The organism is Kitasatospora sp. NPDC050463 (assembly GCF_040655255.1).
Taxonomy (GTDB): Bacteria; Actinomycetota; Actinomycetes; order Streptomycetales; family Streptomycetaceae; genus Kitasatospora.
This window is the reverse complement of sequence record NZ_JBFAJO010000051.1, coordinates 18,295-43,037: the sequence shown is the minus strand read 5'-3', so window position 1 is coordinate 43,037 and position 24,743 is coordinate 18,295. Positions and strand designations below refer to the sequence as shown.

Annotated in this window: 19 protein-coding genes and 1 pseudogene; 10 read left to right on the top strand and 10 right to left on the bottom strand. The window is 71.2% G+C overall.

Annotated elements, in window-relative coordinates:
- Positions 1-245: 245 nt before the first annotated feature.
- Positions 246-7,583, bottom strand: a complete 7,338-nt coding sequence (locus AB0J08_RS27805; protein WP_360639998.1) for a LamG domain-containing protein — start codon at positions 7,581-7,583, stop codon at positions 246-248.
- 530 nt (positions 7,584-8,113) lie between these two features.
- Here AB0J08_RS27805 and AB0J08_RS27800 point away from each other — a divergent pair.
- Positions 8,114-9,631 (top strand): RICIN domain-containing protein, encoded by a 1,518-nt coding sequence (locus AB0J08_RS27800; RefSeq protein WP_360639995.1) that lies wholly within the window; start codon positions 8,114-8,116, stop codon positions 9,629-9,631.
- A 353-nt stretch (positions 9,632-9,984) separates the two neighbouring features.
- Here the strand turns inward: AB0J08_RS27800 and AB0J08_RS27795 are convergent, their stop codons facing one another.
- Together AB0J08_RS27795 and AB0J08_RS27790 are read right to left on the bottom strand one after the other, a co-directional pair.
- Positions 9,985-10,200, bottom strand: a complete 216-nt coding sequence (locus tag AB0J08_RS27795) for a transposase domain-containing protein (RefSeq protein WP_360639992.1) — start codon at positions 10,198-10,200, stop codon at positions 9,985-9,987.
- A gap of 192 nt (positions 10,201-10,392) precedes the next feature.
- Positions 10,393-10,956, bottom strand: a complete 564-nt coding sequence (locus AB0J08_RS27790) for a GNAT family protein (protein ID WP_360639989.1) — start codon at positions 10,954-10,956, stop codon at positions 10,393-10,395.
- 457 nt (positions 10,957-11,413) lie between these two features.
- On the opposite strand from AB0J08_RS27790, the gene AB0J08_RS27785 reads away from it, so the two are divergent.
- The 4 genes from AB0J08_RS27785 (at position 11,414) to AB0J08_RS27770 (ending at position 16,544) form a co-directional block, all read left to right on the top strand.
- Positions 11,414-13,618, top strand: a complete 2,205-nt coding sequence (locus AB0J08_RS27785) for a serine/threonine-protein kinase (RefSeq protein ID WP_360639986.1) — start codon at positions 11,414-11,416, stop codon at positions 13,616-13,618.
- A gap of 885 nt (positions 13,619-14,503) precedes the next feature.
- A complete protein-coding gene (locus tag AB0J08_RS27780) occupies positions 14,504-15,133 on the top strand; it encodes a maleylpyruvate isomerase N-terminal domain-containing protein (RefSeq protein ID WP_360639983.1) in 630 nt (209 codons plus the stop codon).
- 179 nt (positions 15,134-15,312) lie between these two features.
- Positions 15,313-15,801: a GNAT family N-acetyltransferase gene (locus AB0J08_RS27775; RefSeq protein WP_360639980.1), complete on the top strand. Its 489-nt coding sequence runs from the start codon at positions 15,313-15,315 to the stop codon at positions 15,799-15,801.
- Between the two features lie 2 nt (positions 15,802-15,803).
- Positions 15,804-16,544, top strand: coding sequence for a hypothetical protein (locus AB0J08_RS27770; protein ID WP_360640070.1), 741 nt, complete (start codon positions 15,804-15,806; stop codon positions 16,542-16,544).
- A gap of 336 nt (positions 16,545-16,880) precedes the next feature.
- Here the strand turns inward: AB0J08_RS27770 and AB0J08_RS27765 are convergent, their stop codons facing one another.
- The gene (locus AB0J08_RS27765) at positions 16,881-17,264 is read right to left on the bottom strand and encodes a hypothetical protein (RefSeq protein WP_360639977.1); all 384 of its coding nucleotides are present in this window, start codon (positions 17,262-17,264) and stop codon (positions 16,881-16,883) included.
- 215 nt (positions 17,265-17,479) lie between these two features.
- On the opposite strand from AB0J08_RS27765, the gene AB0J08_RS27760 reads away from it, so the two are divergent.
- Positions 17,480-17,860 (top strand): replication-relaxation family protein, encoded by a 381-nt coding sequence (locus tag AB0J08_RS27760; RefSeq protein ID WP_360639974.1) that lies wholly within the window; start codon positions 17,480-17,482, stop codon positions 17,858-17,860.
- A gap of 89 nt (positions 17,861-17,949) precedes the next feature.
- Here AB0J08_RS27760 and AB0J08_RS27755 read toward each other — a convergent pair whose 3' ends face one another.
- The 4 genes from AB0J08_RS27755 to AB0J08_RS27740 all read right to left on the bottom strand — a co-directional run bounded on the left by AB0J08_RS27755 (position 17,950) and on the right by AB0J08_RS27740 (position 20,535).
- Entirely contained in the window at positions 17,950-18,861 is a 912-nt protein-coding gene (locus tag AB0J08_RS27755; RefSeq protein ID WP_360639971.1) for a S8 family serine peptidase, read from the bottom strand.
- 51 nt (positions 18,862-18,912) lie between these two features.
- Positions 18,913-19,176, bottom strand: a complete 264-nt coding sequence (locus tag AB0J08_RS27750; RefSeq protein WP_360639968.1) for a hypothetical protein — start codon at positions 19,174-19,176, stop codon at positions 18,913-18,915.
- Positions 19,177-19,215: 39 nt separating this feature from the next.
- Complete coding sequence (locus AB0J08_RS27745; RefSeq protein ID WP_360639965.1) at positions 19,216-20,205, bottom strand: hypothetical protein; 990 nt, start codon at positions 20,203-20,205, stop codon at positions 19,216-19,218.
- Between the two features lie 99 nt (positions 20,206-20,304).
- Entirely contained in the window at positions 20,305-20,535 is a 231-nt protein-coding gene (locus AB0J08_RS27740) for a hypothetical protein (RefSeq protein WP_360639962.1), read from the bottom strand.
- Positions 20,536-20,618: 83 nt separating this feature from the next.
- On the opposite strand from AB0J08_RS27740, the gene AB0J08_RS27735 reads away from it, so the two are divergent.
- Both AB0J08_RS27735 and AB0J08_RS27730 read left to right on the top strand, forming a co-directional pair.
- Entirely contained in the window at positions 20,619-21,314 is a 696-nt protein-coding gene (locus AB0J08_RS27735) for a hypothetical protein (protein ID WP_360639959.1), read from the top strand.
- A gap of 172 nt (positions 21,315-21,486) precedes the next feature.
- Positions 21,487-21,663, top strand: coding sequence for a hypothetical protein (locus AB0J08_RS27730; RefSeq protein ID WP_360639956.1), 177 nt, complete (start codon positions 21,487-21,489; stop codon positions 21,661-21,663).
- Between the two features lie 257 nt (positions 21,664-21,920).
- Here the strand turns inward: AB0J08_RS27730 and AB0J08_RS27725 are convergent, their stop codons facing one another.
- Entirely contained in the window at positions 21,921-22,280 is a 360-nt protein-coding gene (locus AB0J08_RS27725; RefSeq protein ID WP_360640067.1) for a helix-turn-helix domain-containing protein, read from the bottom strand.
- 51 nt (positions 22,281-22,331) lie between these two features.
- Here AB0J08_RS27725 and AB0J08_RS27720 point away from each other — a divergent pair, with 51 nt between their 5' ends.
- Both AB0J08_RS27720 and AB0J08_RS27715 read left to right on the top strand, forming a co-directional pair.
- Positions 22,332-23,219, top strand: a complete 888-nt coding sequence (locus AB0J08_RS27720) for an NAD(P)-binding domain-containing protein (protein ID WP_360639953.1) — start codon at positions 22,332-22,334, stop codon at positions 23,217-23,219.
- 92 nt (positions 23,220-23,311) lie between these two features.
- Positions 23,312-23,473: pseudogene (locus AB0J08_RS27715) on the top strand (NUDIX hydrolase); the annotation flags it as partial.
- Between the two features lie 276 nt (positions 23,474-23,749).
- On the opposite strand, the gene AB0J08_RS27710 reads toward AB0J08_RS27715, so the two are convergent.
- Entirely contained in the window at positions 23,750-24,685 is a 936-nt protein-coding gene (locus AB0J08_RS27710; RefSeq protein WP_360639950.1) for an AraC family transcriptional regulator, read from the bottom strand.
- Positions 24,686-24,743 lie beyond the last annotated feature (58 nt).

Genomic DNA, 24,743 nt, shown 5'->3' with positions numbered 1-24,743 from the left:
TGTTGTGACTGCGCGGGCCCGGGCGGTCTTCCGGGCCCCGCGGTGTGGTGCGGTGGTCAGGCCTTCGCTGCGGATCCGGTGCTGGACGGGGCGTCGGCCTTGGAGCCCTGGTTCAGCATGCCGCCGAGGGCGCTCAGGTTGTGCCGCTGCCGGTCACGAGCGGTGCCGCCTTGCCGGCGGCGTCGACCGCCTTGCCGTGGATGCGGTGCCCGGCCCTCCGGTGTGTCGGGGGGCCGGGCACGGGTTCAGCTCTCCATGCCGAAGTAGCCGGCGAGGTAGGAGGTGATCTCGGTGGCGTGGGGCAGGAGTTCGGGCAGGTGGGCCGTGAGCGCGTCGCGGGTGGCGACGGCGAGGCTGCCGGTGCTGGTGGCGGCGGGGCGGACGTACGGTTCGAGGCGCTTGATCAGTTCGTAGTTGCTGGCGATGTTCTCGGTGCGCATCGCCTTCTCCAGCGGCGGCGCGGTGGGCGGCGGGACGGGGGCGAGGACGCGGCTGACGTAGGTGACGCGGTGCAGGACGCGCCAGCACGGGGGCTTGGCGGAGTTCTGGCGGCTCTGTCGCAGGGCGGCGGCGTCGGGGGTGTCGCTGCCCGCGAGCCACTGGGGGTCGACCACCTTGTGGTAGAAGTCGTCGAAGTTGGCGCTGTTCTCGCCGAGGTAGAAGGTGAGGAAGCGGTAGGCGTCCACCTTGCCCGGCACCAGGACCGGCTTGCCCGCCGCGTCGTAGACCGGCTTGCCGTCCTTGTCGCGGCGCTGCAGGTCCCCCGACGGCGCGCACTGGACGTCGAGGCCGAACGTGCGGGAGGACTCCTTGCTCTTGGCCCGGGTGATGCTGAAGCCGCCGCCCCTGGAGGCGTCCAGCTGGGATGTCACGGTGAGGGGGCCGACGCCGAAGCTCAGCGCCAGGGAGCCGCTGATCTTCTGGTTGAAGCTGTAGGCGCCGGAGGTGGTCTCGCTGACGGCGTCGGTCGCCGTGACGGTCTCGGCGAAGAAGCCGCCGTGGGCGGTCCACACGTAGGTGTTGACCAGGTCCCGGTGCGAGAACCCGCCGGCGGCGGCGCTGCGCGCGGTGCCGGTGCGGGCGGGCTGCTGCCCGACGGACACGCCCAGCCCGCGCAGCACGGACTGCGCCTGGGCCTGGGCAGGGTCGTCGGCCAGGTTGCGGGCGTCGGCGTCGGTCGAGATGGACTCGTAGAAGGCCTGCAGCCGCTGCTGGTCCCGGGTGACTCGGCGCTTGAGGGCGTAGGCGTCGCGCGGCTTGAAGTAGCTGTACTCGCCGTAGCCGGTGGCGGTGGGGTAGTCGGGGTCGAGCACCTTGCCCTGGTCGTTGAAGCCGACCGCACCGTCCAGGGTGCCCTGCTTGGTGTACCGGGGGTTGATCGGGAAGTGGATGATGTTCCAGTCCGCCGAGATGTCCGGGTTGGGCAGCCTCCGGTAGGCGACCAGGGCGCCGGTGTGCGCCAGGCGCAGCGCGAAGACGTCGGCGGTCTGCGACTGCACGAGGGCCATGCCGGTGTTCGCGGGTACGTAGCGGCGGCCGATGGCGGAGTTGAGCACCTTGGCGGCGTCCTCGGTGTACCCGGCCAGGGCCAGCTTGCTCTTGCGGGCGGTGTTCTTGCCCTGGGTGACCTTGGTCTCCTGGTTCCAGGTGTTGGAGTACTCCAGGTTGCCCGTCGCGGCGAGCTTTGCCTTGAGCTTGATGGCCGGGATCGAGATGCCGAGGCCGAACGGCGCGGTGATCACTTGGGTCTCGCCTTCGAGTTCGGCGCTGAGCGTGAGGCCGAAGGCGGTGTTGCGGCTCTGGGTCTTGCTGGTGGACAGGCTCTGCACCACCTGGTCGGCCTCGTTGAACTCGACCGAGGAGGCGCCGGCGTAGCCGGCGGCCTTGTCGGTGAGGTTCTCCGAGGGCACCGGCGGGGCGCCCTCGATGTAGCCCATCAGCTGGGGGTCGAACTGGGCCTGGCCGACCCACTCGGTGACCAGGTCGCCGACCTTGTAGCCGGTGATCAGGTGCCAGCGGCCGTCGCGGACGAAGCCGTAGCCGCGCTTGAGCACCCCGATCGCCTGGCCACCGGCGTCGAATTGGAGGTCGGCGTACTCGGTGGCGCCGGGGGCGCCGCCGATGGTGTTGTGGAAGGGCGTGCGGACGTCGGCCAGGGCCGAGCGCACCTGGGCGGTGTCGGTGGAGATGGGCGCGGTGGAGAGCAGGATGCGCGGCCGCTGGGGGGAGAAGTCCAGGCTGTTGCCGCGCAGGCCCTCGTCGCGCACGGAGGCGGCCGTGGCGTCGGTGGAGTCGCGGTCGAAGGGCCAGTAGCCGAGCAGGTCCTGCTTGTCGCCGCGCAGGCGGGTGAACAGGTTGTCCAGGAGCTGCTCCCGGGTGCGGACGGTGCGCCAGACCCGCACCTCCTCCAGGGTGCCGGTCAGCAGGTCCGTCGGCTTGCCGCCGGTCAGGCCGGCTCCCAGGGTGAGCTGGGTGTCGCCCCAGGCCGGGCTGTTCTGCGCGGTCACCTGACCCTCGGTGAGCGGCTCGCCGTTGCGGTACAGCCGCAGGGGGCTGGCCTGGGGGTCGACGTCGGGGGTCCAGCTGGCCCCCCGCAGCTTGGCCGGGAAGGAGCCGCCGAGGTCGGTCGTGACGTTCCCGGCGTTCTCGTTGAACGGCCAGCAGGCGAGGAGCCCCTTGTCGCGCGTGGTGACCGGCAGCCCGAGCTGGACGGGCTCCCGCGCGGAGTTCCACAGCCGCACCTCGCACAGGACGCCCTGGAGCCCGCGGCCGATCTCCACCGGGCTGCTGTTGGCCTGCGCTCCGGGGCCGAAGTACATCTGCCGGACGCCGGACGGCACGCCATCGATGTAGAAGCTGATGGCCTGCGGGGGCCGACTGGTCTCGGTCGGCGCGGCGGCGGTTGCGGGCTTGATCCGCTGCCGGACCACCGTCACCCGCTGGAGGATGCCGGGCCGGATCGGGTCGGAGGAGGTGTACCGGACGGCCTTTCCGCCGGCTTCGGCGAAGGCGAGCTCCACCCGGCCGCCGGCCAGGATGCTCAGCTGGTACGGGACGCCGTCCCGGCCTCCGTCGACGACCGTGCCCTTGGCGAGCAGCCCCATGGGCTTGCTCAGCCCGTCGACCTGGACGAAGGCCTCGATGGTGAGGTCCTCCAGGATGTCCAGCGAGCTCTGCGGGGCCACCGACAGACCCTCGCCACCATCCAGGCGCAGCGCCCAGGACTGGTTGAAGGTCGCGGCGAGGTGCGCCCACTCGTTGCACGGGAAGCGCTCCGCCGACTTCATCACCCGGTTGCCGACCCGGGCGACCACCTGGTAGCCCTTGATCGGTGAGGCCGTGCCGTTCGAGCCGCCGTAGGTCCAGTGGCCCAGCAGTCCGGGCTCCAGGCCGGACAGCCGCTGGTAGCGCTGGGCGGCGATCTCCTGCGGGGTGCGGACCCGCCCGAAGACGCGGACCTCGTCGATCTGGCCGTAGAGGTAGGCGCCGGTGAACTGCTGGTGGCCCAGCACCAGCGGGCCGCGGCCGGTGTAGTTCCCCGTGGCGGTCCGGCGGGCGACCTCGACGCCGTCGCGGTAGACGATCTGCTCGCGGGTGGCGTTCTTGTACGCCACAGCCCAGTGGTGCCACTCCAGGTCCGGGTAGGCCTGAGCGGTGGTCAGGTCGTCGCCGTACAGTGCGAAGCCGAAGGTGTTGTCGGGCTCGAAGTACAGGCACAGGGTCTGGTCCACGCCGCCGGCCTGGTTGCCGTGGGTCAGCAGCGGCGCCCTGCCGGTGCTGACCTGGTCGCGCTTGGCCCACAGTTCGAGGGTGAAGTCGCGGTTCGCCAGGTCGAGCGAGTTGGTCAGCTCGACCCGGTCGCCGCCGAGGAACTGCCACACCGGGAGCCCGGCGGCGGCGAGCGCCAGGGAGTAGGCCGCCTGGTCCGTCTTGCCGTGGATGAGCCGGCCTTGTCCGGCCTCGGGGTTGACCCAGGCCTCCAGGCTCAGGTCACCGCTCGGGGTGACCGCCTGCTGCTTGGCGGCCGGCAGCGTCAGGTACTGCTCCTTGCCGTCGAACTGGAAGGCGCGGCCGGGCATCTCGGCCCGCCAGCAGCAGCCCCGGCCGCTGATGGCCGGCTTGGCCGTGCCGTTGCGCACGGACTCGACGCCGCCCGTGGCGAGGGAGACCAGCCGGGATCCTCCCGACAGCAGGACCCCGACCCGGCTCGCCGTCGCGCGGGACCAGTCGTAGCTGACCAGGCTGACCTTGTCGCCGGGCTTGATCGCGGTGCCCGCCGCTGTGAGGGTGAGCGTCTTGGCGCCGCTCGAGGCCTCGGTGTCGGCGGCGTAGTTGGTGCTGCCGATGAGCAGGTGGGCCTTGGCCGGGACGGCGACGGTGGTGGCGGCGGTGAACGCCACGGTGGTGCCCGTGACCTGCGCGACCGTGCCCACCGTCACCGGACGGCCGGGGTTTCCGGCCAGCGCGGCTGCCAGTTGGTCGGCCTTGCGCGGCAACGACTTCCAGGTCTCGGTGTCGGCACCGACCGTGATCGCCAGGTCGCAGCGGTCGGGCGCGTCACCGTTGCTGACCTGGACGGTGGCGCCCGCCAGGGTGACGGCCGGGTCACGGGCGAGGAAGCTGAGCGTGCCGCCGTCCCCGGCCAGGGTCTGGGTGCCCCGGATGACGGAGGTGTCGTAGTAGACGGCGAAGAACTGCTCGTTGACCCCGCGGAAGTACAGCACGACGTTGCCGGTGCCGCTGTCGAGCAGCGCCGGCCGGTCGGTGCCCCTGGCGAATTCGAGCAGGCCGCCGGCGAGGCTCAGCCCGGCGCAGTCCACCGCGAGCAGCGGCATGGCCAGCGTCAGGTCGTCGTCACCCTGCAGGGCGGTCGACAGCGCGGCCAGCTGGGCCCGGGCGGTCTGCAGGTCCGCCTGCCGGGCGGCGAGCGCGAGCTGCAGCTCGGCGATGCGCTGCTGGGCCGTCAGCGCGCCCTGGAGCGCCGTGCGCAGGTCGTCCATCGCCTTCTTGGCTGGCCGGTACTGCACGTCCAGCCCGGACCGCAGGCCCAGGTTCGTCATGACGAACACACCCGAGTCCGCCCGGAGGCATTCGCTCGACTGGACCGGGAGGGCGAAGTCGTACGTGGAGGGCGAGCCGAGCGCGAGCCGGCTCTTGCGGTTGACGAGGCGGACGTACGTCTCGGTGGGGCTCAGCTGCCCCTCGGTGATCAGCTGCCACTGCGTGGCATGGTTGCCCGGTGTGCGGGTGCCGATCTTCGCCACGGCGTTCTCCGCCGTAGAGCCGCCGTCGACGAGCAGATCCATGGTGACGCTGTCAGCGACCACCCAGTAGCAGGGCTTGCCGTCCTGGCTCTCGCCGACGGCCTCCAGCCGCCAGGTCGACCCCGGCTTGGTCTCGGCGAAGGCCGCCACGCCCCCGGTCGGGTTGTTGCGCGAGGCGAACAGCCACTGCCACCGGTACCCGGCCGAGTTCACCCGCTGGTTCTTGAGCCCCAGGGTGTAGTTGTAGGCGGTCGGCAGGTCCTTCTCGGCGAGGTAACGCCGCTCCAGGTCGTCGAACCCCGGCTTCATCTGGTCGTACTGCGCCTGGAGCGCGGCCACCTTGCCGGCGTCACCGGCCAGCTGGGCGATCTTCTGCTGCAGGTCGGCGACCTCCGGCTCCAGCCGCTTGATCACCTGCTGCAGGGCGCTGATCTGCTCCGAGTCGTGCCCCTTCACCGGCCGCTTGAGCACCTGCGGGTCCAGCACGTCCGGCACCTGGGCCAGGCGGCCGTCGCGGGCGACGGCGAAGTCCAGTGTCACCACGGCCGGTTCCTGGCCGTAGGTGGCGGCGAACGCCAGCATCACCCGGGCCTGCCGCTTGGCGGGCTTGGGGTCGGGGCGGTACCCGGCGGTGACGTTCTCCTGCTGGTGGTAGAGCGCGGCCGTCATGCCGGAGGCGACGGTGCGGCCCTTGAGGGTGAAGCTGTCGCGCCGCACCCCGGGGTGGTCACCGACCGGCGCGTCCGAGCCGGCCCACTGCGCGTCGGCCGAGAGCGTGCCGTTCACGGCGTTGTCGGTCTGGTCGTAGGCGGTGGTGCCACTGCCCTCGTCGAACCGGTAGTACGCCACCAGGCCGGGCTCGTTGCCGATCAGGCGGTGGTTCATGTCCTCGGTGAGCTCGGCGGCGGAGCGCACCCGGTTCCAGATCCGCAGCTCGTCCAGGTCGCCGTCGAAGTGGTCGCCCGCGCCGCTCTTGCCGATCAGGGTGTTCGCACCGGTGGTCGGGGTGAACGGCAGGGCGCCGCTGCCGGCCGGCTTGCCGTTGACGTACAGCTGCGCGGTGGTGCCGTCGAAGGTGGCGGCGATGTGGGTGTAGGTGTCGGTGGGGACGATGCCGGTGGAGCTGAGCACGGACGGCGCGCCGTCGTGGGTGAGCGTCACCGCACCGGTGGTGTCAACGGCCAGCTGGTACTCACCGGCGCGGCTCAGCACCGGGCCGTCGTGGGAGCTCGGCTTGACCCAGGCCTCGATCGAGTAGGCACTGCCGCCGAACCGCAGCGCCGCCGCGTCGCCCAGGTCGACGTAGGGGGCGGTGCCGGTCAGCCGCAGCGCCGTCTCCGCGTACCCCTCGGTGCTCACCACCGGCACCAGCTCGCGCTTGGTGAACGGGCAGGTACCCGGGTTGCGCTCGAACACCGCGTCCCGGTAGCTCGGGTCCGGGCTGGTGTAGAAGCGGGTGCCCTGGGTGTTGAACAGGCCGTTGACACCCTGCTCGATGTTGAAGCTGTCCACCCGGCCGGTAACGTCGTTGTGGGCGAACAGCTGCCAGCGCTGCGCGCCACTGACGGCGGTGGGCACCAGGACGGCGGCGAACCTGCCCTTGGTCAGGTTCCGGACGAAGGACAGCTCCTGGGTGGGCTCGTAGAACGGGCGGCCCTCCATGTCCTCGGTGCCCAGGCTGTCCTTGGCCGATTCGGGGAGGGTGGCGTGCCGGCTGCGCTTGTAGCGCACCTCCAGCACCGGCTTGAGCTTGCCGTCCACCAGCAGGTACCGGTCCACCAGCAGGGTGTGGCGCACCAGCGGCACCTTCTTCGCCCCGCTCAGCACTAAGTCGGTCCGGGACGCGTCCCCCGAGCAGCCGCCGCCGGTCAGCTTGTACACCGCGCCCGGGTCCGTCCCGCCGACCGACTGCCGCAGCACCACCACGTACGTGCCGTCCGAGAGCACGTGGAACGGGGCGTCCGCCGTCAGCCGCGCGGTCGTGGACAGGAAGGGGTCGATCTCGCTCGCCGTCGGCCTGGCGAAGGCGGCCGCTTCGGCCCCGCCGCGCGTGACCGTCGGCATCGCCGTCGCACCGACGGCGGCGAACCCCACCTCCGCCAGCTCCCGGGGGAACACCAGCTCCGCCGGGTTGTCGCTCCAGTACGCGGCATCGACGTCGCCCTTGGTCTGCTGACCGGACAGGTCCAGCACCGAGTAGACGATCCGGCGGGGCGCGTCCATCGCGAACGCAACGGTCGTGCCCTGGTGCCGGGCCATGGTCACGTGCCGGTACGACCGGTCTCCGTAGACCTTGAGCAGGGATTCCTGAAGTGCCACTGTTCCCCTCCCACGAGCATGGGCGCCTGCTCCGGACCGTCCCCCGCCCCGGAGCGGCGATGGATGTGCCGCGCACCCCTGACGGGGCGTCAGCAAGTCTGGCAGCGGAGCTTCAGTGGGGAGGTCTTATGAACATACGTTCTTCACAACCGACTTGAACGGTACGGCTGGTGGCCGGAACATCGCGCTCCGGCCGGCGGCAACCCGCTGCGCGCCACGAAAGGGTGACGCAGGTTGTGCCATCGCGCCCGGCCCGGGCAGTTCCCGCAACCGATCCGTCGATGAGGCGCGCGGTACCCGTCTGGCACCGGCATGTGGCCGCGACGGGCGCTGGAAGACTGACGACCCGTCGAAACTCCGGAGTCCCAGGGCGACTTGGTAGGTCGCAGGCTCGCCCGGAGTTTCTTTGTGTCCGTGACGGGCCAGACCGGATCGCACGAATGCCCCGCACCGACAGAACCGTGAAACACCCCTTTTGAGAGGAATCCCCCGTGACCCTCGGCATTCGGCTGCCTCGCGGCCTCACAGCCATGAGCACCGCTCTGCTCGTAGCCGGCGCCGTCGTCCCTCTGACGGCGTCCAGCGCAGCGGCTGTCTCCCCCATCTGCCTCAGCGGCAACCTCCAGTACGACTACCAGTCGGCCGAAGCAGGCCGCGACAAGCCCACCCTGACCAAGCCGGTCCGCAACGCGAACGTCCAGCTGTGGGGACGGGAGAAGTCCACCGACGCCCCGCGCCAGCTCACCGCCGACTTCCAGTACACGGCCGTGGCCGACGGCGGCTTCAACCTCTGCTACACCCCCACCACCACGGCGGTGATGACCAGCATGTGGGTACGGTTCAATGCCGAGAGCACGAAGCTGTGGAAGGTCAGCGGCGACAACGGCGCCGTATACACGTTCGACTCGCCGGTCAAGGCGAACCTTGCCGCCAGTGCCGACCTGGGCACCCTCAAGGTGTCGAACTCCCGGGGCTGGCACGCCTTCGACATCGTCAACCACCTGTGGTGGGCGCGCCACAACCCGATCAGCGACTGCTGGTCCACCAACGAGGCGAACAACAACACCTGCACCGAACTCAACATCCGGTGGACCGCCAATTCGGCCGACGGCCCGTGGTACGAGCTGGCCACCAACACGGTCCACCTGGCAGCCACCGACCCGGACTCCGAGCACACCGTGCTCCACGAGGCCGGTCACTTCTTCCAGCACCGGTTGTACAACGGGCAGTTCCCCGCGGTGGACGGTTGCGATGCGCACAGCGTCAACCAGGTGAGCTCCGCCAGTTGCTCCTGGACCGAGGCCTTCGCCGACTCCGTGGCCGCGTACCTCCTGCAGGACTACCGCTACGTGTGGGCCGACGGCGGCAGCCAGACCTTCACGTACACCACCGGTTGGCACACGGGGGACCAGGTCCAGGGCAATGTGGACGGCGCGCTGCTCGACCTGTGGAACAACCTCGACGGCGGCTGGGACAGGACCATCGACGTGATGACCGCTCGCCGGCCCGGCACCTTCGCCGACTACTTCAAGACCGGGCGACCCACCGCCAACCCCGCACTCTCCACCACCGGAAACGCGCTCAGCACCCTGGTCGCCCACACCATCAACTACGGCCCCACGATCGTGGGCGACGGCCGCACCCACGCCCTCACCAACGGCGGCGGCCTCGCCATGGAACGCGCCGACCAGTGCGGCACCACCGCCAGCTCCCAGGCCGTCCTCGCCGCCTACGACCCCGCTCGCGCCAAGCAGAAGTGGACGCTGCGGTCCACCCCGGACGGCACCGTGAAGCTCATCGACGGCTGCCCGGACGCCTACGTGCTGACCGCACCCGACAACGCCGGTGCCCAGGCGACCCTGCGGGCCGCCAACTCCTCCAACGCCGGGCAGTACTGGAAGGTCACCCAGAACGGCAGCGGTGCCTACACGATCACCAACCCCGCAAGCGGATACACCCTCGACAGCATTTCCATCGCGCCCGGCGCCGCCGTCACCGGCAAGGCCGCCAGCAACGCCAACAGCCAGAACTGGGCCGCCCTCAACTGACCGGTCCGGCGATCCGCCGGACCAGTGGGGCCGACTACCGATCGGTCCGCCTGACGCCCGGAGTCACCAGCGAAGCCTTCATCGTGCCTGCCCAGAGCCCACTGTCCGCCGACGTGGTCCACATGGCTTGGCTCCAGCTCTGACCGGGTCGGCGAAGGACTCCGATCCCTGCGCCCGGCGCCGGCCAACAGGCTCGACGCCGGGCGCGGCTTCCCCGCCGGTGGAGAGAACATCCCGCCCGTGGACCGCTTCGGCCGCCGTATCGCCGCACGCGGCGATCGGCAGGCTTCCGCCGTTCCCGGGCCACACTCATAGCGTGACGCGTCCTTGCGCCTCGTGGACGGGGCGTCAGCTCAACGCTGAGCCGCACCGATCCGCCGGGCCGAATGAGCCGCACACTCCTCGAACAACGCGGCCCCCAGCAGCAGGTAGACCACCACCCGCGCGGGCAGCTTCCGCCGCCGCAGCTGAACCGCCCCGCACTCGGCGAGGACGTCGTCGACCATCTCGAAGGGCACGATCTGGGTCAACTCGCCCAGATGACCAGGGGCGAAGACACCTTCGGCCACCGCGATCTCACGACTGATGACACACTGACCGGACAGCGGAGCTCCCGTGGTGAACGACTCGTCTTGGAGGACGACGTCGTCTTATCGGGACTCCGCTCCCCATGCGGGCGTCCACCAGAACCAGCTGCGTGGTCATGGCCAACCGAACGGCCAAGCGCTCAGTTCATCGGCTTGTCTGGCCGAGCCCTCTTGTCAGGTCCGATCAACCTTCCACTCTCGGGCGAGCATCGCGTAGACGTACTCGCTACCCCAGCGCTCGTCGTCGAGATCGTTCTCGACAAGGTGCGCCTCCCGGCGCATGGCGAGGCGCTCACAGACCCGCACCGACCCGGTGTTGAGCACGTCGAGGCGGGCGAAGAGCCGGTGAGCGCCCAGCTCGGCAAAGGCCAGCGCGGCGATCGCACGCGCTGCCTCGGTGGCGTAACCCCGACCGCCGTACACAGGGTTGAAGATCCAGCCGATCTCTACCTGGCGCGCCCGCGCGCTCGCGAGCTTCAGGACAACCTCGCCGACGACCTTGGCCTCACCGACCGGGCAGACGGCGACCACCAGGTCGTCACCATCCTTGGCCCACGCCGTGCCGGCCGCACGCCGCGTCAGGCTCTGCACGCACTGTTCACGAGTGAGCGGCGGCCGGTAGAGGTAGCGAGCGACTTCGGAGAGGCTCTGATACGCGTACAAGTCATCGAGGTCGTCCGGCGTGAACAGACGCAACAGGAGCCGTTCAGTACTGAACGGCAGCAAAGGCGTGGTCATCGATCTGGTGTTCCCTCCCCGAGAGCTGCCCGTCAGCCTAACTGATCCGACCGCGGTGCCCTCAACACGAACAACGTCGTTCCACCGGGCCCACTACTCAGCGCGGTGGTGGTGGCGGCGCGCTGCAGGTGGGCGATCACGGCGGTCCCTCTCTACGGGCGTCGGCTCCCGACGGGCTGACAGAGAGGATCCGGAGCTCTGGCGGTTTGGCCCGGCCGGAGACGAGTGGTAGGCACAGGGCGGCTGGAACTGGAGAAGGCCGCGCCGGTGCCAGCGTAGAAGTGCCGTGGCTGCGGCTCTGTCAACCGTTGGGCCGCCGCGACGGGAGTCACGCCCTCCGTGAATGCCATGTCACCTTTCACTTTCGGTGAAGCGGCCCACCCGGGCCGGGACCTCGGGAAGGATGTGGTGCGCACGGGGCGTGACCGTGGGCGGGGATGCCGAAGAGGTGACGGGGATGAGCACGTTCGAGGCGTTGGAGACCGGGGACCCCGAGCGGGTGGGGCGGTACCGGATCGTGGCGCGGCTGGGTGCGGGCGGGATGGGGCGGGTCTATCTGGGGCGAACGCCCGGGGGCCGGTTGGTGGCGTTGAAGGTGGTGCGTCCAGAGCTGGCCGAGGACCGTGAGTTCCGGCGCCGCTTCGCCCGTGAGGTGGCTGCCGCCCGTCGCGTGAACGGTGTCTTCACCGCCGGGGTCGTCGATGCCGATCCGGAGGGGCGGCCGGCCTGGTTGGCCACGGCGTACGTTCCCGGAGTGGACCTCGGTGCCGCGGTGGCCCGGCGCGGGCCGTGGCCCGAGGACTCGGTACTGGCACTGGGAGCGGCCCTGGCCGAAGCCTTGGAGGCGATCCACGGCGTCGGCGTCGTCCACCGGGACCTGAAGCCGTCGAACGTACTGCTCGCCCCGGACGGCCCTCGGGTGATCGATTTCGGGATCTCGGCGGCAACCGAGGCCAGTGCGCTCACCCGGACCGGCACAGTGGTGGGGACGCCCGGGTTCATGTCCCCGGAACAGTTGACCGGAGGGCGGATCACGGCAGCCGGCGACGTCTTCTCGCTAGGGGCGGTGCTGGCGTTCACGGCCACCGGATCGGGCCCGTTCGGCGTCGGTTCGGCTCACGCCCTGAGCTTCCGCATCGTGTATCAGGAACCCGACCTCCAGGGGCTCCCCCCGCGGCTGCGGGCCGTGGTCGCGCGGTGCCTGGCCAAGGAGCCGGGCCGGCGACCGACGGTGGCCGAGCTGTTGGCGGAGCTCTCCGGGGTCGGCGCGCCCACCGCGACCGTGCCGGCGACCGAGATCGGGTGGATGCCCGATACGGTCGCGGATCTCGTGATGGAGCACACGGTCGCGCAGCCGCCGTCGACCCCACCACCCGCCCCGCACCCCCCGATCGGCGGCGGGCACCAGCCGTCCGAGCCGCTGGTCCTTACGCTGCCCCAGGGAGCCCCGACCTCCACCCGCGACCAGGACGGATCCGTCACGCGCCCGGCCGGGGTGTCGCGTCGCCGGCTGCTGGTGGGCCTTGGTGGCACCGGGATCGCGGCAGGCGGCAGCTACCTAGGCTGGCGGCTCACGCATCCGCCCGCCGCCCCGGGATCCTCCGGGCGTCCCGGCCGGTTGCTGTGGAGCCTCCCCCTCCCGGCCTCAACCTTCTCGGCGCCGACCGTCGCCGCCGGCACCTTGTACGGCACCGGCACCGACCCCGACCGGGGCGAGGGCGCAATCCTGTACGCGGTGGACACCGCCACCCGCCGTCAGCTGTGGAAGACGCCCCCCGTCGGAAAGTACCTCTCGCCGCCGGTCGTGGTCGACAAGGTGGCGTTCGTCAGCAGTGACGAGGGTGCTTCGGGAGGAGCCGTCTACGCGGTGGACACCGCCACCGGCGAGCAACGGTGGAGACACGCCCTGGACCGGGCGTCGATGGCACAACCCGCCGTCGCCGACGGACACGTCTTCGTTGCCAGCGCCAGGAGCGTGAGCAGCGACCTCAACGCCCCGCACCTGTTCGCACTTGACATGCAGTCGGGTGAAGAATCCTGGCGATTCCCGCTCGACGGCTCCGTGGGCACCGCTCCGATGATTCTCGACGGCACGGTATACGTTCGCACCGACCTCGACACCCTCTACGCGGTCGACGTGAAGTCCGGCAAGCAGCGGTGGAGCCTCCAGAATGTGACCGCCGCCGTCCCGTCGTCGGCCGCTTCCCCCAGCGGTGTCTACGCTCTTTCTCGCGATGGCCTGTACTTCGTGGAGGCCTCGACCGGCCGGCCCCAGCGGAAGTCACCCACCGGCAGCGACGGCACGAGTCGGTCGATCGCCCTGGCCGACGGGCTCCTGTACTTCCCCGTGTCGGCCTACAGTGGCTTCGGCAGCATCCTGCTCGCACTGGACGTCGAGTCCGGCGAGCTGCGATGGCGACGAGAGACGACCCGCGCGGTCGAGTCGTCCTTGGCCGTGGCCGACAGAACCATCTACTTCTCCAGCGGACAACGCGGCAGCACCGCCACCCTGCACGCGGTGGATGCCATAGCCGGAGGGCAGCTGTGGACGGCCACGCTCGGCGGCACAGAACCCTCGGCGCCGACCGTGGCCGACGGACGGGTGTACGTCGTCGGCGGCAACAGCCTTGGCGGAGTATCTCTCTACGCGGTGGCGACGTAACGGCACGGCCGCGTGAGCCGCTTGCCGTCGATCCCGCCGGGACTCGGCACGTGATCGGCGCGCGGATCACCCGCGTGCCGATCGCATTCGAGGCCTGATCAGTCCGGACCGGATTCGCGCCGTGTTCGCCGTGGAGGTCACGTGCAGAAGCACCTCGACGGGCGGCGATGGCAAGCACTGCTGTTGGCGACGTGAACGATCTGACTGTTGGCCCGACCAGGTGAGCAGAGCACCGGGCGCTCACACGAAGGGGTTTTCGGTCGGCCGGTCCGAGTCCACGGCGGCCTCCAGCAGCTCTTCCAGGTCGCCGGGTTCGGAGGAGCGCTGGTCGATCCACCAGCCCGCACGGGTGACGGTGTGGGCCGACCGACCGGGCCGACGCCACCTTCTACACCCAGTAAGCCGCGCCCGCGCCCCGCGACCCCTCGGGCAGCTCCGACCCCACGGCCGGAGCTGCCCGCACGAACCGACACCTCTGCCACACCGCTCGCGTGGCAATGGCACTTCGGCCTTCCCCGCGGCGGGCGCCAGGACGCCGGCGTAGCGTTCCGGGTCCGGCCGACGCCCCGCTGCGGGCGCGGACGGTGTGCGAGGCGATGGACGTGGAGATCGCAGTCGGCAACATCAACAACGTCCGCCTGAAGCGCAAGCGGCTCGCCGAGCGGGAATCCTGGCCGAGACCGAGCAGGGGCTGTGCACCCTGCCACGGCCGCAACCCCCAGCAAGTCCGCGAGCAGCCCGCTCAGCCCAACCGAAAGCCCGGCCGAGCAGCGCCTTGCGTCCCGCCGTCCAGTCGGGTCACGTCCGGGAATGCGTCGCCCTTGCCGCGAGGTTGACCAGGCAGACAACCTCCAACGGTGACAGGGGAACGGCAAGGTGACGCAGGTGAGGGAGCTCTACCTGAGTGTGGCGGACACGGCGGCGAAGCTGTTGGCCGCTCCGGAAGTGGCGGACGGCTGGCACCAGAGCTCTGCGCTGGCGAAGCTCAGCGTCCAGGGTCTGGCGGGTCACCTGGCCGGGCAGGTCTTCTTCATTCGCACGGTGCTCGCAGAGCCAGTACCTACCGAGCCCGCCATCTCGATCCACGAGTACTACGCGCGAGTCAGCTGGATCGGCTCGGATCTCGACACCCCGTTCAATCAGGCCATCCGGTCCGGCGGAGAGGAAGAGGCAGCCGAGGGCCCGGCCGCGCTGGCCGCGCGAGTCGCCGCATGCGTCCAGGAACTGCGCGGCATCCTGCCCGCCGGCCCGGATCGCCTGGTTCGCCGCCCCACCTGGGGACCGTGGTCGATCAGCCTCGACGACTTCATCACCAGCCGGCTCCTGGAACTCGTTGTCCACTCCGACGACCTTGCGCACAGCGTTGGGCTGCCGACCCCTGAGTTCCCGGCCCCTGCCGTCGAAACCGTCGTGGACTTGCTGTCCCGGATCGCCTTGCGGCGGCATGGCGCGACCAATGTGCTGCGGGCGCTGAGCCGCAGCGAACGTGCACCTGTTTCCATCTCGGCGCTCTAGCGCAAGCGCAGGAGCCCTCAAAAGCTCACGCGCCGAACCTCGCCGACGCCCGTCCCCCCAGTCGCGAGCGCCAGCCCTTCCGAGCTGACGCCGGGGCCGGTCCGAAACTCCTTGGACGGCGCGGGGACCGGCCTGCTGAAATGAGAGACGGCCGCTGTTGGAGCCGAAGGGATGCGGCGATGACCGATATCAGGCTGCACCTGTCGGTGCGCGGCCTCACCGACGCGGACCTGCCGTCCTGCGGCTGGGCCGGCTCCCCCAAGCACGTGCGCGAGCTCGTCCACCAGATCCGCCGCGCCGAGGCGGGCGAGATCGACTACCTGGCGGTGTGCACGCCGGTCGGGCTCCCGGTGGCGGTCGGCGGCATCGACTACACGGTCAAGCCCGGCGCCGGCACGCTGTGGCAACTCAGCGTCCACCCGGCCCTGCAGTCCTGCGGGATCGGCACACTGCTGATCCGCTCCGCCGAGCAGCGGATCGGCGCCCGCGGCCTGACCCGCGCCGAACTCGGCGTCGAGGAGAGCAACCCGCGCGCCCGCGCCCTCTATGAACGCCTGGGCTACCGGGCCTTCAGCCGCGAGCTCGACTCCTGGGACGTGGAGGCCGAAGACGGCTCGCTCCAGCGGTACGAGACGATGTGCACGCTGATGCGCAAGGACCTGGCGTGACGATGGACTTCGCGGCGTTCGTCGCCGATGCGACAGCCGATCCGGCCGTCGTCGGGCTCGTCCTCAAGGGCTCCCAGGCCCACGAAGGCATGACCACCCGTCACTCCGACCACGACCTCTACGTCATCCTCGCCGACGACGCGGCGAGCGAGCTGGCCGCGCTCGACGGCTACCGCTCCGCGCAGCTAGACCTGGTCGTCACCACCCTCGAACGGTTCCGCCGACCCGCCGACTGGGAGCGGTACGCCATCGCCCGCTCCCGGGTGCTGGTCGACCGCCGCGACGGGGAGGTCACCCGGATCGTCGCCGCCATGGGACGGCTCGGCGCAGAGGAGGCCTTCCAGTCCGGCGCCGCCCTGCTGGACGCCTACGCCAACTCGCTCTACCGCTCGGTCAAGAACCACCGCGATGGCAACCCGCTCGCGGGCCACCTCGACGCGGCCGCCAGTGTCGGATTCCTACTCGACCTGCTCTTCGCCCTGAACCGCCGACCGCGCCCCTACAACAAGTACCTGGCCTGGGAGCTGGACCGGTTCCCGCTGCCCGGCTGGGAGAGCGCCGCGTTGCTGGACACCGTCGCCCGGATCACCGCGACCGGCGACGTGGCACTGCAGCAGCGGCTCTTCGCCCGGGTCGAGGCCGCTGCCCGGGCCGCCGACCACGCGGCGGTGCTGGACGCCTGGGGCGAGGACCTACTACTGATGCGGCCCCACCCGGCCACTCCGGCCCACCAGCCCTCCTGACCCGGGCCAACAGTCGAATCGGGCAAATCGGCTCGGAACGTCCTCTGGTAGCCCGCCGACAGGTGCCTGCCGGGCCCGAGCCGCACACTCACGGGCCATCGCGGAGCGCCCCACCGAGGCCCACCAGGAGGCCGGCGGCGCCGTGCTTCCGGTCGAGGTCGTCGGCGGATCGTCGCCCGTGTGTCCGTGCCCGCCACGACGTCCCGGCCGCCGAACTGGAGATGGGCCGAAGCCTAGCACCGCTTCCCCATGCTGATGTCAGCCCCCGGCATCGAAGACGAGCGCTCCGGTGCCGAGCTGGGCGGCGCGCTGCTGGGTGAGGCTGCGGCCGCTGTGTCACCAGGTCACGATGACGTAGCCGTCGCCGCCTCGGGAGCCGGCGGTTGCGGGGGTACCGGGGCTTCCGTCGTTCTTGCCCCCGGTGCCGTCGTTGCCTTGGCCGCCGGTTCCGCCTCGTTCGCCGACCGCGACGCCCTCGGGCAGGGCGGCGCTGACGGCGGTGGGCAGATCCTGGGTGGGGGCGGCGCCGCCTGTTCCGGCGGAACCGGCTGTGCTGCCGGTGCCACCGGGGGCGTTGAGGCCCTGGGTGTTGGCCCTGCCGCTCCCGCCTCTGTCGCCGTGCCGACCGGCCGTGCCGTTCGCGCCGCTGTGGCCGGGGTTGGCGAGGGACTCGGCGGCTGCCCGACCCGACGCCGCTACCTGCCCGGAGGACGCACCCACGGAGCGAACCGCTGGGCAGGCGTTAATCAGGGTGCTGACACCTGGGGCACAGCTCGTGGCGGCCCTCGGGGGTGATCACGGTGCCCCAGCTGCGGCATTCTTCGCAGCCGCGGGCCCGGTCGATGTTCGCGCGGATGGTAGGAGCATGGGGGTGGGCTCCATGTGTCATGGGTGATTTTCCTCTGTAGAGCACTATCACTTACGCCCAGCTTGCCATGGTTCGGATAGGTATGCGGCATGGGTCGCTGGCACTCGTGATCTGCCCGGGCGGCACGACACAGGTCCACGGCAAGCGCAGGGTTCGGCCGGACGCGGTGCTCCAGGCGCCGGAGACCGGGGTGCCGGTGCTGATGGTGGAGGTCGACCGTTCCACCATGGGCCCTGCCCGGGTGGCGGCGAAGTTCACCGCCTACCCGCGAGGTGTTTCGCGTGAAGGTCCGGGCCAACGATCCGGCCCTCGGCGAGGAGCCAGCCGACCGAACGGTGCTCTGGTGGCGCCGGGCCTACCTGGGGCGCACTCCGCGCCGGGTACCTGCCGGTTGCCCTGGGCCGGCACCGCCACGTCACCCTCGTCACCGCCGCCCACCTCTTCGTGACCGCAGCCATGCTGCGCACTCGTCCCGTGGGCATCGACCCTCGGCTCCGGCCAGGTGATCGGCGAGCCCTGGAACCCGCTGGAACCCGGTCAGCCAACCCTGGCCCGGTGCGGGGTGCCGTACGCGGCCCAGGCGTCCAGCAGCGGGGGGACCACCGTCCGGCGCCGCCCGGAACCGGCGCGCAGCAGGGCCGATCGCACGTCGGCGGGCGAGGCGGCCGGGAACGCGGACCGCAGCAGGGCGACTGTGCCGGCCACGAACGGGGCGGCCGCGCTGGTGCCGGTGAGCGCCAGCGGGCGGCCGTCGGTACCGAGGCCGACGACCGCCTCGCCGGGCGCGCCGATGCCGCGACCGCCGATCGATCCGCCCAGGTTGGACAGGTCCATCGGCCGCCCCCGCCGGTCGTACGCGCCCACGGGGACGGTCCACGGGTGGCGGGTGAGGACGGACGAGGCGACCGCGCCCTGGTTCCCGGCGGCGACGACCGTGATCACGCCGCGGTTGGCCGCGTGGTCGAGCGCCCACTCCAGCTCGCGGTGCCCGGCGCTGGAGGGGCGTTCCGGTGCGACGCTCAGGTTCAGCACCCGGGCGCCCGCGTCCACGGTCTCCACGATGGCGTCGGCGAGGTCCTCCGGCCACGCGGCCGCCGTGAGCCGCACGCTGCCCCCGTCGGAGGATCGGCCGACCCCGAAGACGGGGCGCAGCAGGAACGTGCAGCCCGGGCAGATGCCGGGCGGGTCCGACATCCGGTGGGCGCCGAGCAGACCGGCGACGAAGGTGCCGTGACGGCAGGAGACGGGGTCGGCGGAACGGCCGCAGCCGACCCGGTGGTCCCCGCCGCCGGCCCCGACGCCGCCGGGCAGCAGGCGCAGGCGCCCGCCGGCCAGCCCCGGGTGGTCGAGGGCGACGGGGCCGTCGACCACCCCGACGGCGACCTCGGGCCGGCCGGCGCCTCGCGCCATCAGGGGCGAGAGCCCGACCTGGTCCAGCGGTGCCGTCATCGCATCGTCCTCCGTGTCGTAGGTCGTCGGCTGGGGGGCGTCACCAGACGTTCAGGCACGGCGGTTGGCGAACGGATCGTCGACGTCGGAGTCGCAGTCCATCTTGCAGCGCTTCATGCATTGCTCGCACCTGGCGCTCTCCGGGCCGCCACGGCAGGCGGAATTGCAGATCACCGGGCACTCGACCAGTCTGCAGAACCCGTCCTGCAGGGTGATGATCTGCCGGTATCCGGCGGAGCCGCCGCCGGATGTCGTCCGGTAGTGCCCGTTCGTCCGGTAGACCGCCGAGTCGGCGGTGAAGCCCGGGACGCTCATCTCTCACACCTCCTTCGTTCCGCGCCGGACTGGCGCGGGTCAACGGTCGTAGTAGGCACAGAGCTTGTTGACCAGGAAGGGGAAGGGCTCGGTCACGTCCACCCGGACGAAGAACTTCTCGCTCACGTCCGTCCGGCGGTCCGTGTAGCAGAACACGACGTCCGTGATCCGGCGGGCGCCGCTCAGCCGGGACTCGTGGAAGCTCACCCCGCTCAGGGAGGATTCGGCGGCGAAGGCCTCCACGGTCTTCTCGTAGATCCGCGGGTAGCGGACGGCGAGGTAGTTGATGGCACGGTGCTCGTCGGTGTCGCCCGCGTTGTCGGCCAACTGCATGACGCGGTGTAGCAGTTCGTGGGAGGAGGCCTCGAACCGCTCGTCGCTCATCCCCTGGGGCTTGCCGATCGCGGCAATGAGTTCGTCGCTCGTGAAGGAGTAGATCTGCTCGAAGCTCACGAGCGGGATCGTCAGCCCGTTACAGAGCGAGGGTGGCGCGAGCGGACCGCGGTGTCCGATGACCACGTCCAGGTCGGTGCCCTTGGGCTCCGGGCGGACGGCCTCGACCAGCCGGTCGAACTCCACGGGGTCCCGTGGCCGGAGGATGTAGGTCTCCATCCCCTGCACGCACAGCGCGTAGCACAACTGCCGTGCGAGGTAACGATTCTCGGGCTGCGTGATCACCGCGTGGACGGCCTGACGGTCCGTCAGGTCCGCGCTCTCGGACCGGGCCACCGCCTGGGCGACCTCCTTCTCGACCGCCAGGCTCGGGAACCGGAAGTCGACCTGGCCGAGCACGTACACGTAGTGGTTGGCGCGCTCGGTTGCGCCGCCCTGCTCGGCGAACGCGGCGGTGTCGCAGCCGCAGTCCGCCGTGGCGCCGGTGCCGCCGGAGGCCGAGGTGGCGGCAGCGGGGGTGGCCGCGGAGGCGGCCGGTTCGAGGGCCGGTCCCAAGCGCTCGGGCTCGGTCGGCGGCCGGTCGTCCTCCGGGGGCTGCGGCCGGGCCTGGAACTCCTGGTCGGTCGGGTGGTCCATGGATGACTCCTCAAGCCTTGCGTGCCGTGTGCGCCTTGCGTGCCGTGCGGGCGGGACGCGTCACGCCGGGTCGTCACGCCGAGTGTTCGCGGCCGGTGGTCACGATGGGTGACCGTGTCCCCTCGACAGCACCAGCCGGCGGTTGAGCGCGGCCGCTCGCCGTTCGCAGCCGCCGCAGGGCCTCCTGATCCCCATCGTGCTCGTCACGCGCTTGACGGCGTCCCCGAGGCCGATGTCCTCGTCCGTGACGAAGCCGGGGACGCGGACCCGGCGCGGGGGACGCTCACCGTCAGCACGGCGGGCGCCGTCCCGCTTCTCACTCTCGGTCATCCTCCTCACCCCTCGGGTGGCGGAGGTCGTAGGCCGCGACCCTCCGCCCGGGACGCCATGGGAACGGACAGTGATGAACAGCCATGGAGTATGGGCACGAGGATCCTCACGCTCGCGCCGTCACCGCGGACGCCCTGCACACCCAGCGTGGCCACGCACGTTTCCTGGTGGAGGAGAAGAAGGCCCACTACCTGCTGGGGGTCAAGGCCAACCAGCCCGGACTCCACCGCCGCCTGCGGTCACTACCGTGGAAGGACGTCACCGCGGGCCGCTGCGACCGCGAGATCGGCGACGGCCGCAGGGAGACCCGAGCGACCAGAGCCCTCACCGTCACCGAACTCGACCTGGACTTCCCCCACGCGGTCCAGGCCGTGCGCATCGTGCGTCACCGCACCGACCCCGCAAGCGGCAACTGTAGCCACCAGGCGATCTACTGGAACAGTCCGGGCGAGGCCGTGCTCGGCGAGCGTGTTGCCGGGGAACTGGGTCTGAGGGCGGGTCAGGACGTCCTGGTTCGGTTCGCCGACGGCCTCAGCGTCACCCTGCACGTCGGGGCGGTCCTGGCCGACGACCCGGACCGCGGTGACTTTGTCGTCTCCCGCGACCTGGTCCGCGCCCACGACCCGGCCGCGCTCACCAACGACATCTTCGTTCCCGGTGACGACAGGGCCACCGACGCGGTCCCCGCACCGCCGTGCACGACGTCACCGAGTACGCCCTGGCCGACTACAACACCGATGCCAGGCTCACCGACAGCCTCGCCGACCTGCTCATTGTGATCGCCGTCGGCTACAGCGTCATCGCCGTCGCCAACAGCATCGCCATGGCCGCCCACGGTCGGCGCCGCGACTTCGCGGTGATGAGGTCCGCCGCACCGTCTGCCAACTGCTCCTCTTCTCGGTCGGCGAGACCGCCCTGGTCGTCGCCGTCGGTGCCGTTCTCGGTGTCGCGGTGACGCTGCCCCCGCTGGCGGGCATGGCCGCCGGCCTCGCCCAGGCCACCTCCTCCGACGTGGGCCTGCATCTCGACACCGGCGCCGTCGTGAGCTCCATCGTCGGCACCCTGCTGGCAGCAGTCGCGGCGGGGATCGCGGTCACCTCGAAGACGCTGCGGAGGCGGACGGCATAGGACACGACGCACGCCCGCGAGCCACGCGGATCACGGCGGTCCCGAGGAGATCTCCTCGGGACCGCCGCCAGTTGGGCGCTTGTGGCTGAGCCACGTCCGCGGCGCCGCCCTTGTCGTCCCGTTGACGGCCGCGAGCGTCCGGGACGCCGCCGCGGGCTCGGGCCCCGGGTCGTACCCACTTCTTTGTGTGTACTGGGCAGGGCGGTGAGCGGCGGGCAGTCTTGATCCCGGAGGGGGCGGAGGGAGATGACGAAAGGTCAGAGTGCTGGCGGCTCCGCCGGTTCGGCCGCCATCCGGTCGAGGCGTTCGTGGCCCCAGTCGGAGACGGGGCCCAGCGCCTCGGAGAGGCGGAGCCCGAAGTCGGTCAGGGAGTAGACGGTCTTCAGTGGGAGGACGTCGTGCACCTCACGGTGCACCAGGCCGTCGGACTCCATCTCTCGCAGCGCCTGGGTGAGGACCTTCTCGCTCAGATCCGGCAGCCGTCGGCGGAGTTCGGCGGGCCGGTGCGGGCCGGCCTCCAACAGCCAGAGCAGCGACGTCTTCCACTTGCCGTCGATCACGGAGATCGCGGCCGTCACACCGCACACGTTCGGGTCCACGGCCCGGCTGCGCGTCATCTTCGCCCCCTCGTTCTCGATGTCCACCACCATGTCTACAGGAGCTGAAGTATGTCCACCAACCACGTGCAGTCCGCCGTCACCGTGCTCGGCCTCGGGCCGATGGGCCGTGCCCTGGCCGCCACCTTCGTCGGGGCCGGGGTGCGCACCACGGTCTGGAACCGGACCCCCGGCCGGGACTCCGAGCTGGTCGCCAAGGGAGCGGTGAGCGCCGCGACCGCCGAAGAGGCGGTGGCGGCAGCCGAGTTGGTCATCGTCTGCGTGGTGAACTACGACGCCTCCGACGCCGTGCTGCGCCGCGAGGAGGTCGCCGCCGCGCTCAAGGACCGCACGGTCGTCAACCTGACGGCCGACTCGCCGGAACGTGCCAGGAACACGGCCGCCTGGGCGGCGGAGCACGGCGTCGAGTACCTGGACGGCGCCATCATGACCCCGGCCCCGAGCATCGGTACGCCGGAGGCGGTGTTCATCCACAGCGGCCCGGTCGACCTGTACCGGCGGCACCAGCCGGTGTTGGCGGCCCTCGGTGGCACCCACACCCACCTCGGCGAGGAGATCGGCCGGGCGGCCGGGTTCGACATCGCCCTGCTGGACATCTTCTGGACGGCGATGGCCGGGTACGTGCACGCACTGGCGCTGGCCAAGGCGGAGGGGATCAGCGGGCGGGAGCTGGCGCCGTTCGCCCAGGGCATCGGCGCGATCCTCCCCCCGCTGTTCGCCGAGTTCGCCGCAGACTTCGACAGCGCCAGCTACTCGGGCGCGATCAACCCGCTCACCTCCGGAGTCTCCACGATGGCTCACGTCGTACACGCCGCCGAGTCGCACGGCATCGACTCCGGCGTGATGCGTGCGGCCGAGGGACTGGTCCGCCGGACCATCGCGCTCGGCCACGGCGAGGACGGCGTGAGCCGCCTCGCCGAGGTGCTCGGCCGACACTGAACTTCCCCGGGGTCAGCGGCAGTTCAGGCGACTGCGTCCAAGTCGCCCGGCTGGGCGGCCAGGTCCACGGCGAAAGACCGGAAGAGCACCGGGTGGGGGTTTGCGCGGTGCTGATCCACGACGGCCGCGCCCGTCTGATCCGGCGCCAGCGCTCGGCCGGCCTCCAGCACTCGCTGCCCGGAGGCCTGGTCGAGGACGGCGAGGATCCGCTCGGCGCGCTGCGCCGGGAGCTGCTCGAGGAGCTCGGCCTGGACCTGGCGGCGCTGCCCGACCCGCCGCAGCTGCGCTTCGTCCAGGACCAGGAGACCGAGCGGCCGAGCGGCCGGTTGGCCGGGCGAGGACGAGTCGCTGCGCCGCCGGCACCTGGTCCTCACCGCCCACCTGCGCGACGCCCTGGTGGAGACAGTCGTCCAGGCCGAGCAGGACGACCCGGGCCGGGCGCTGTCGGCGTACACCCGAATGTGCACACCGCCGCCGTCCGCGTGCCCGGTCGCATCCAGGTGAACGTACTCACGGTCCTCGCCGCCGAATCAGCTTCGGCGCCGGTACGCGCCGGGGGCCAGCCCGTACGTGCGCTTGAACGCGTTGGCGAAGGCGAACTCGGAGGTGTATCCGACCTGGGCGGCGATGGATCTCAAGGGCGCTTCCGTCGCCTGCAGTAGGCGGCCTGCCGTGGTCAGTCGCCACCAGGTCAGGTAGCCGACGGGCGGTTGACCGATCTTGGAGGTGAAGCGCCTGGCGAAGGTCGCCCGGGAGAGGCCGGCTTCCGCGGCGAGTTTCGCCACGGTCCAGGGCGCTGCCGGGTCCCGGTGGACCGCGTGGAGGGCGGCGGTGACCGCCGGGTCGTTGAGTGCTGCGGCCCAGCCGGTGATGCTGTCTCGGGCGGGCTGTTCGGCGAGCCAGATGCGCAGGATGTACATCAGGAGCGTGTCCAGGAGCGCGGGGACGGTTGCGCTGGTGCCCAGGCGCGGATTGCCCACCTCGGCGGCCAGGAGTTGCACCGCCGCGTGCAACTCGGGATGGCGGTCCCGGTCGGCCGACAGGTGGATCAGGTCGGGCAGGGTCAGCAGCAGGGGGTGGGTTCGGGACGGGTCGAGCCGGTAGGCACCACAGAGCACCACGGTGGCCGGGCCGCCCTGACCGAGCCGGTCGACGCTGTCCGACGCGTAGGGCCCGGGCACCTCGGCGTCGTCGGGGCTGCAGACCGGGGCTGTGGCCGCGGTTGCCGGGCTGTCGGCCAGGGTGTGCCCGCTGCCGTGCGGCAGGAACAGCACATCGCCCGCGTCCAGTTGGACCGGCGCCGCGTGTGGCGACAGGAGCCAGCAATGGCCCTCCAGGATCACCTGGAAGCCTGCCGAACCCGGTACGGACGCGAACTGCTGTCGCCAGGGTGCATGCCATCGCACGTACGCCGACCGGGGCCGGCCGCTTCGCGCCACCGTGATCACGTCGCTGAGCACATCCATGGAGCGAGCGTACGCATGAGACGAGCACGCATGAACAGGGCACCCTGGCGCATGGATC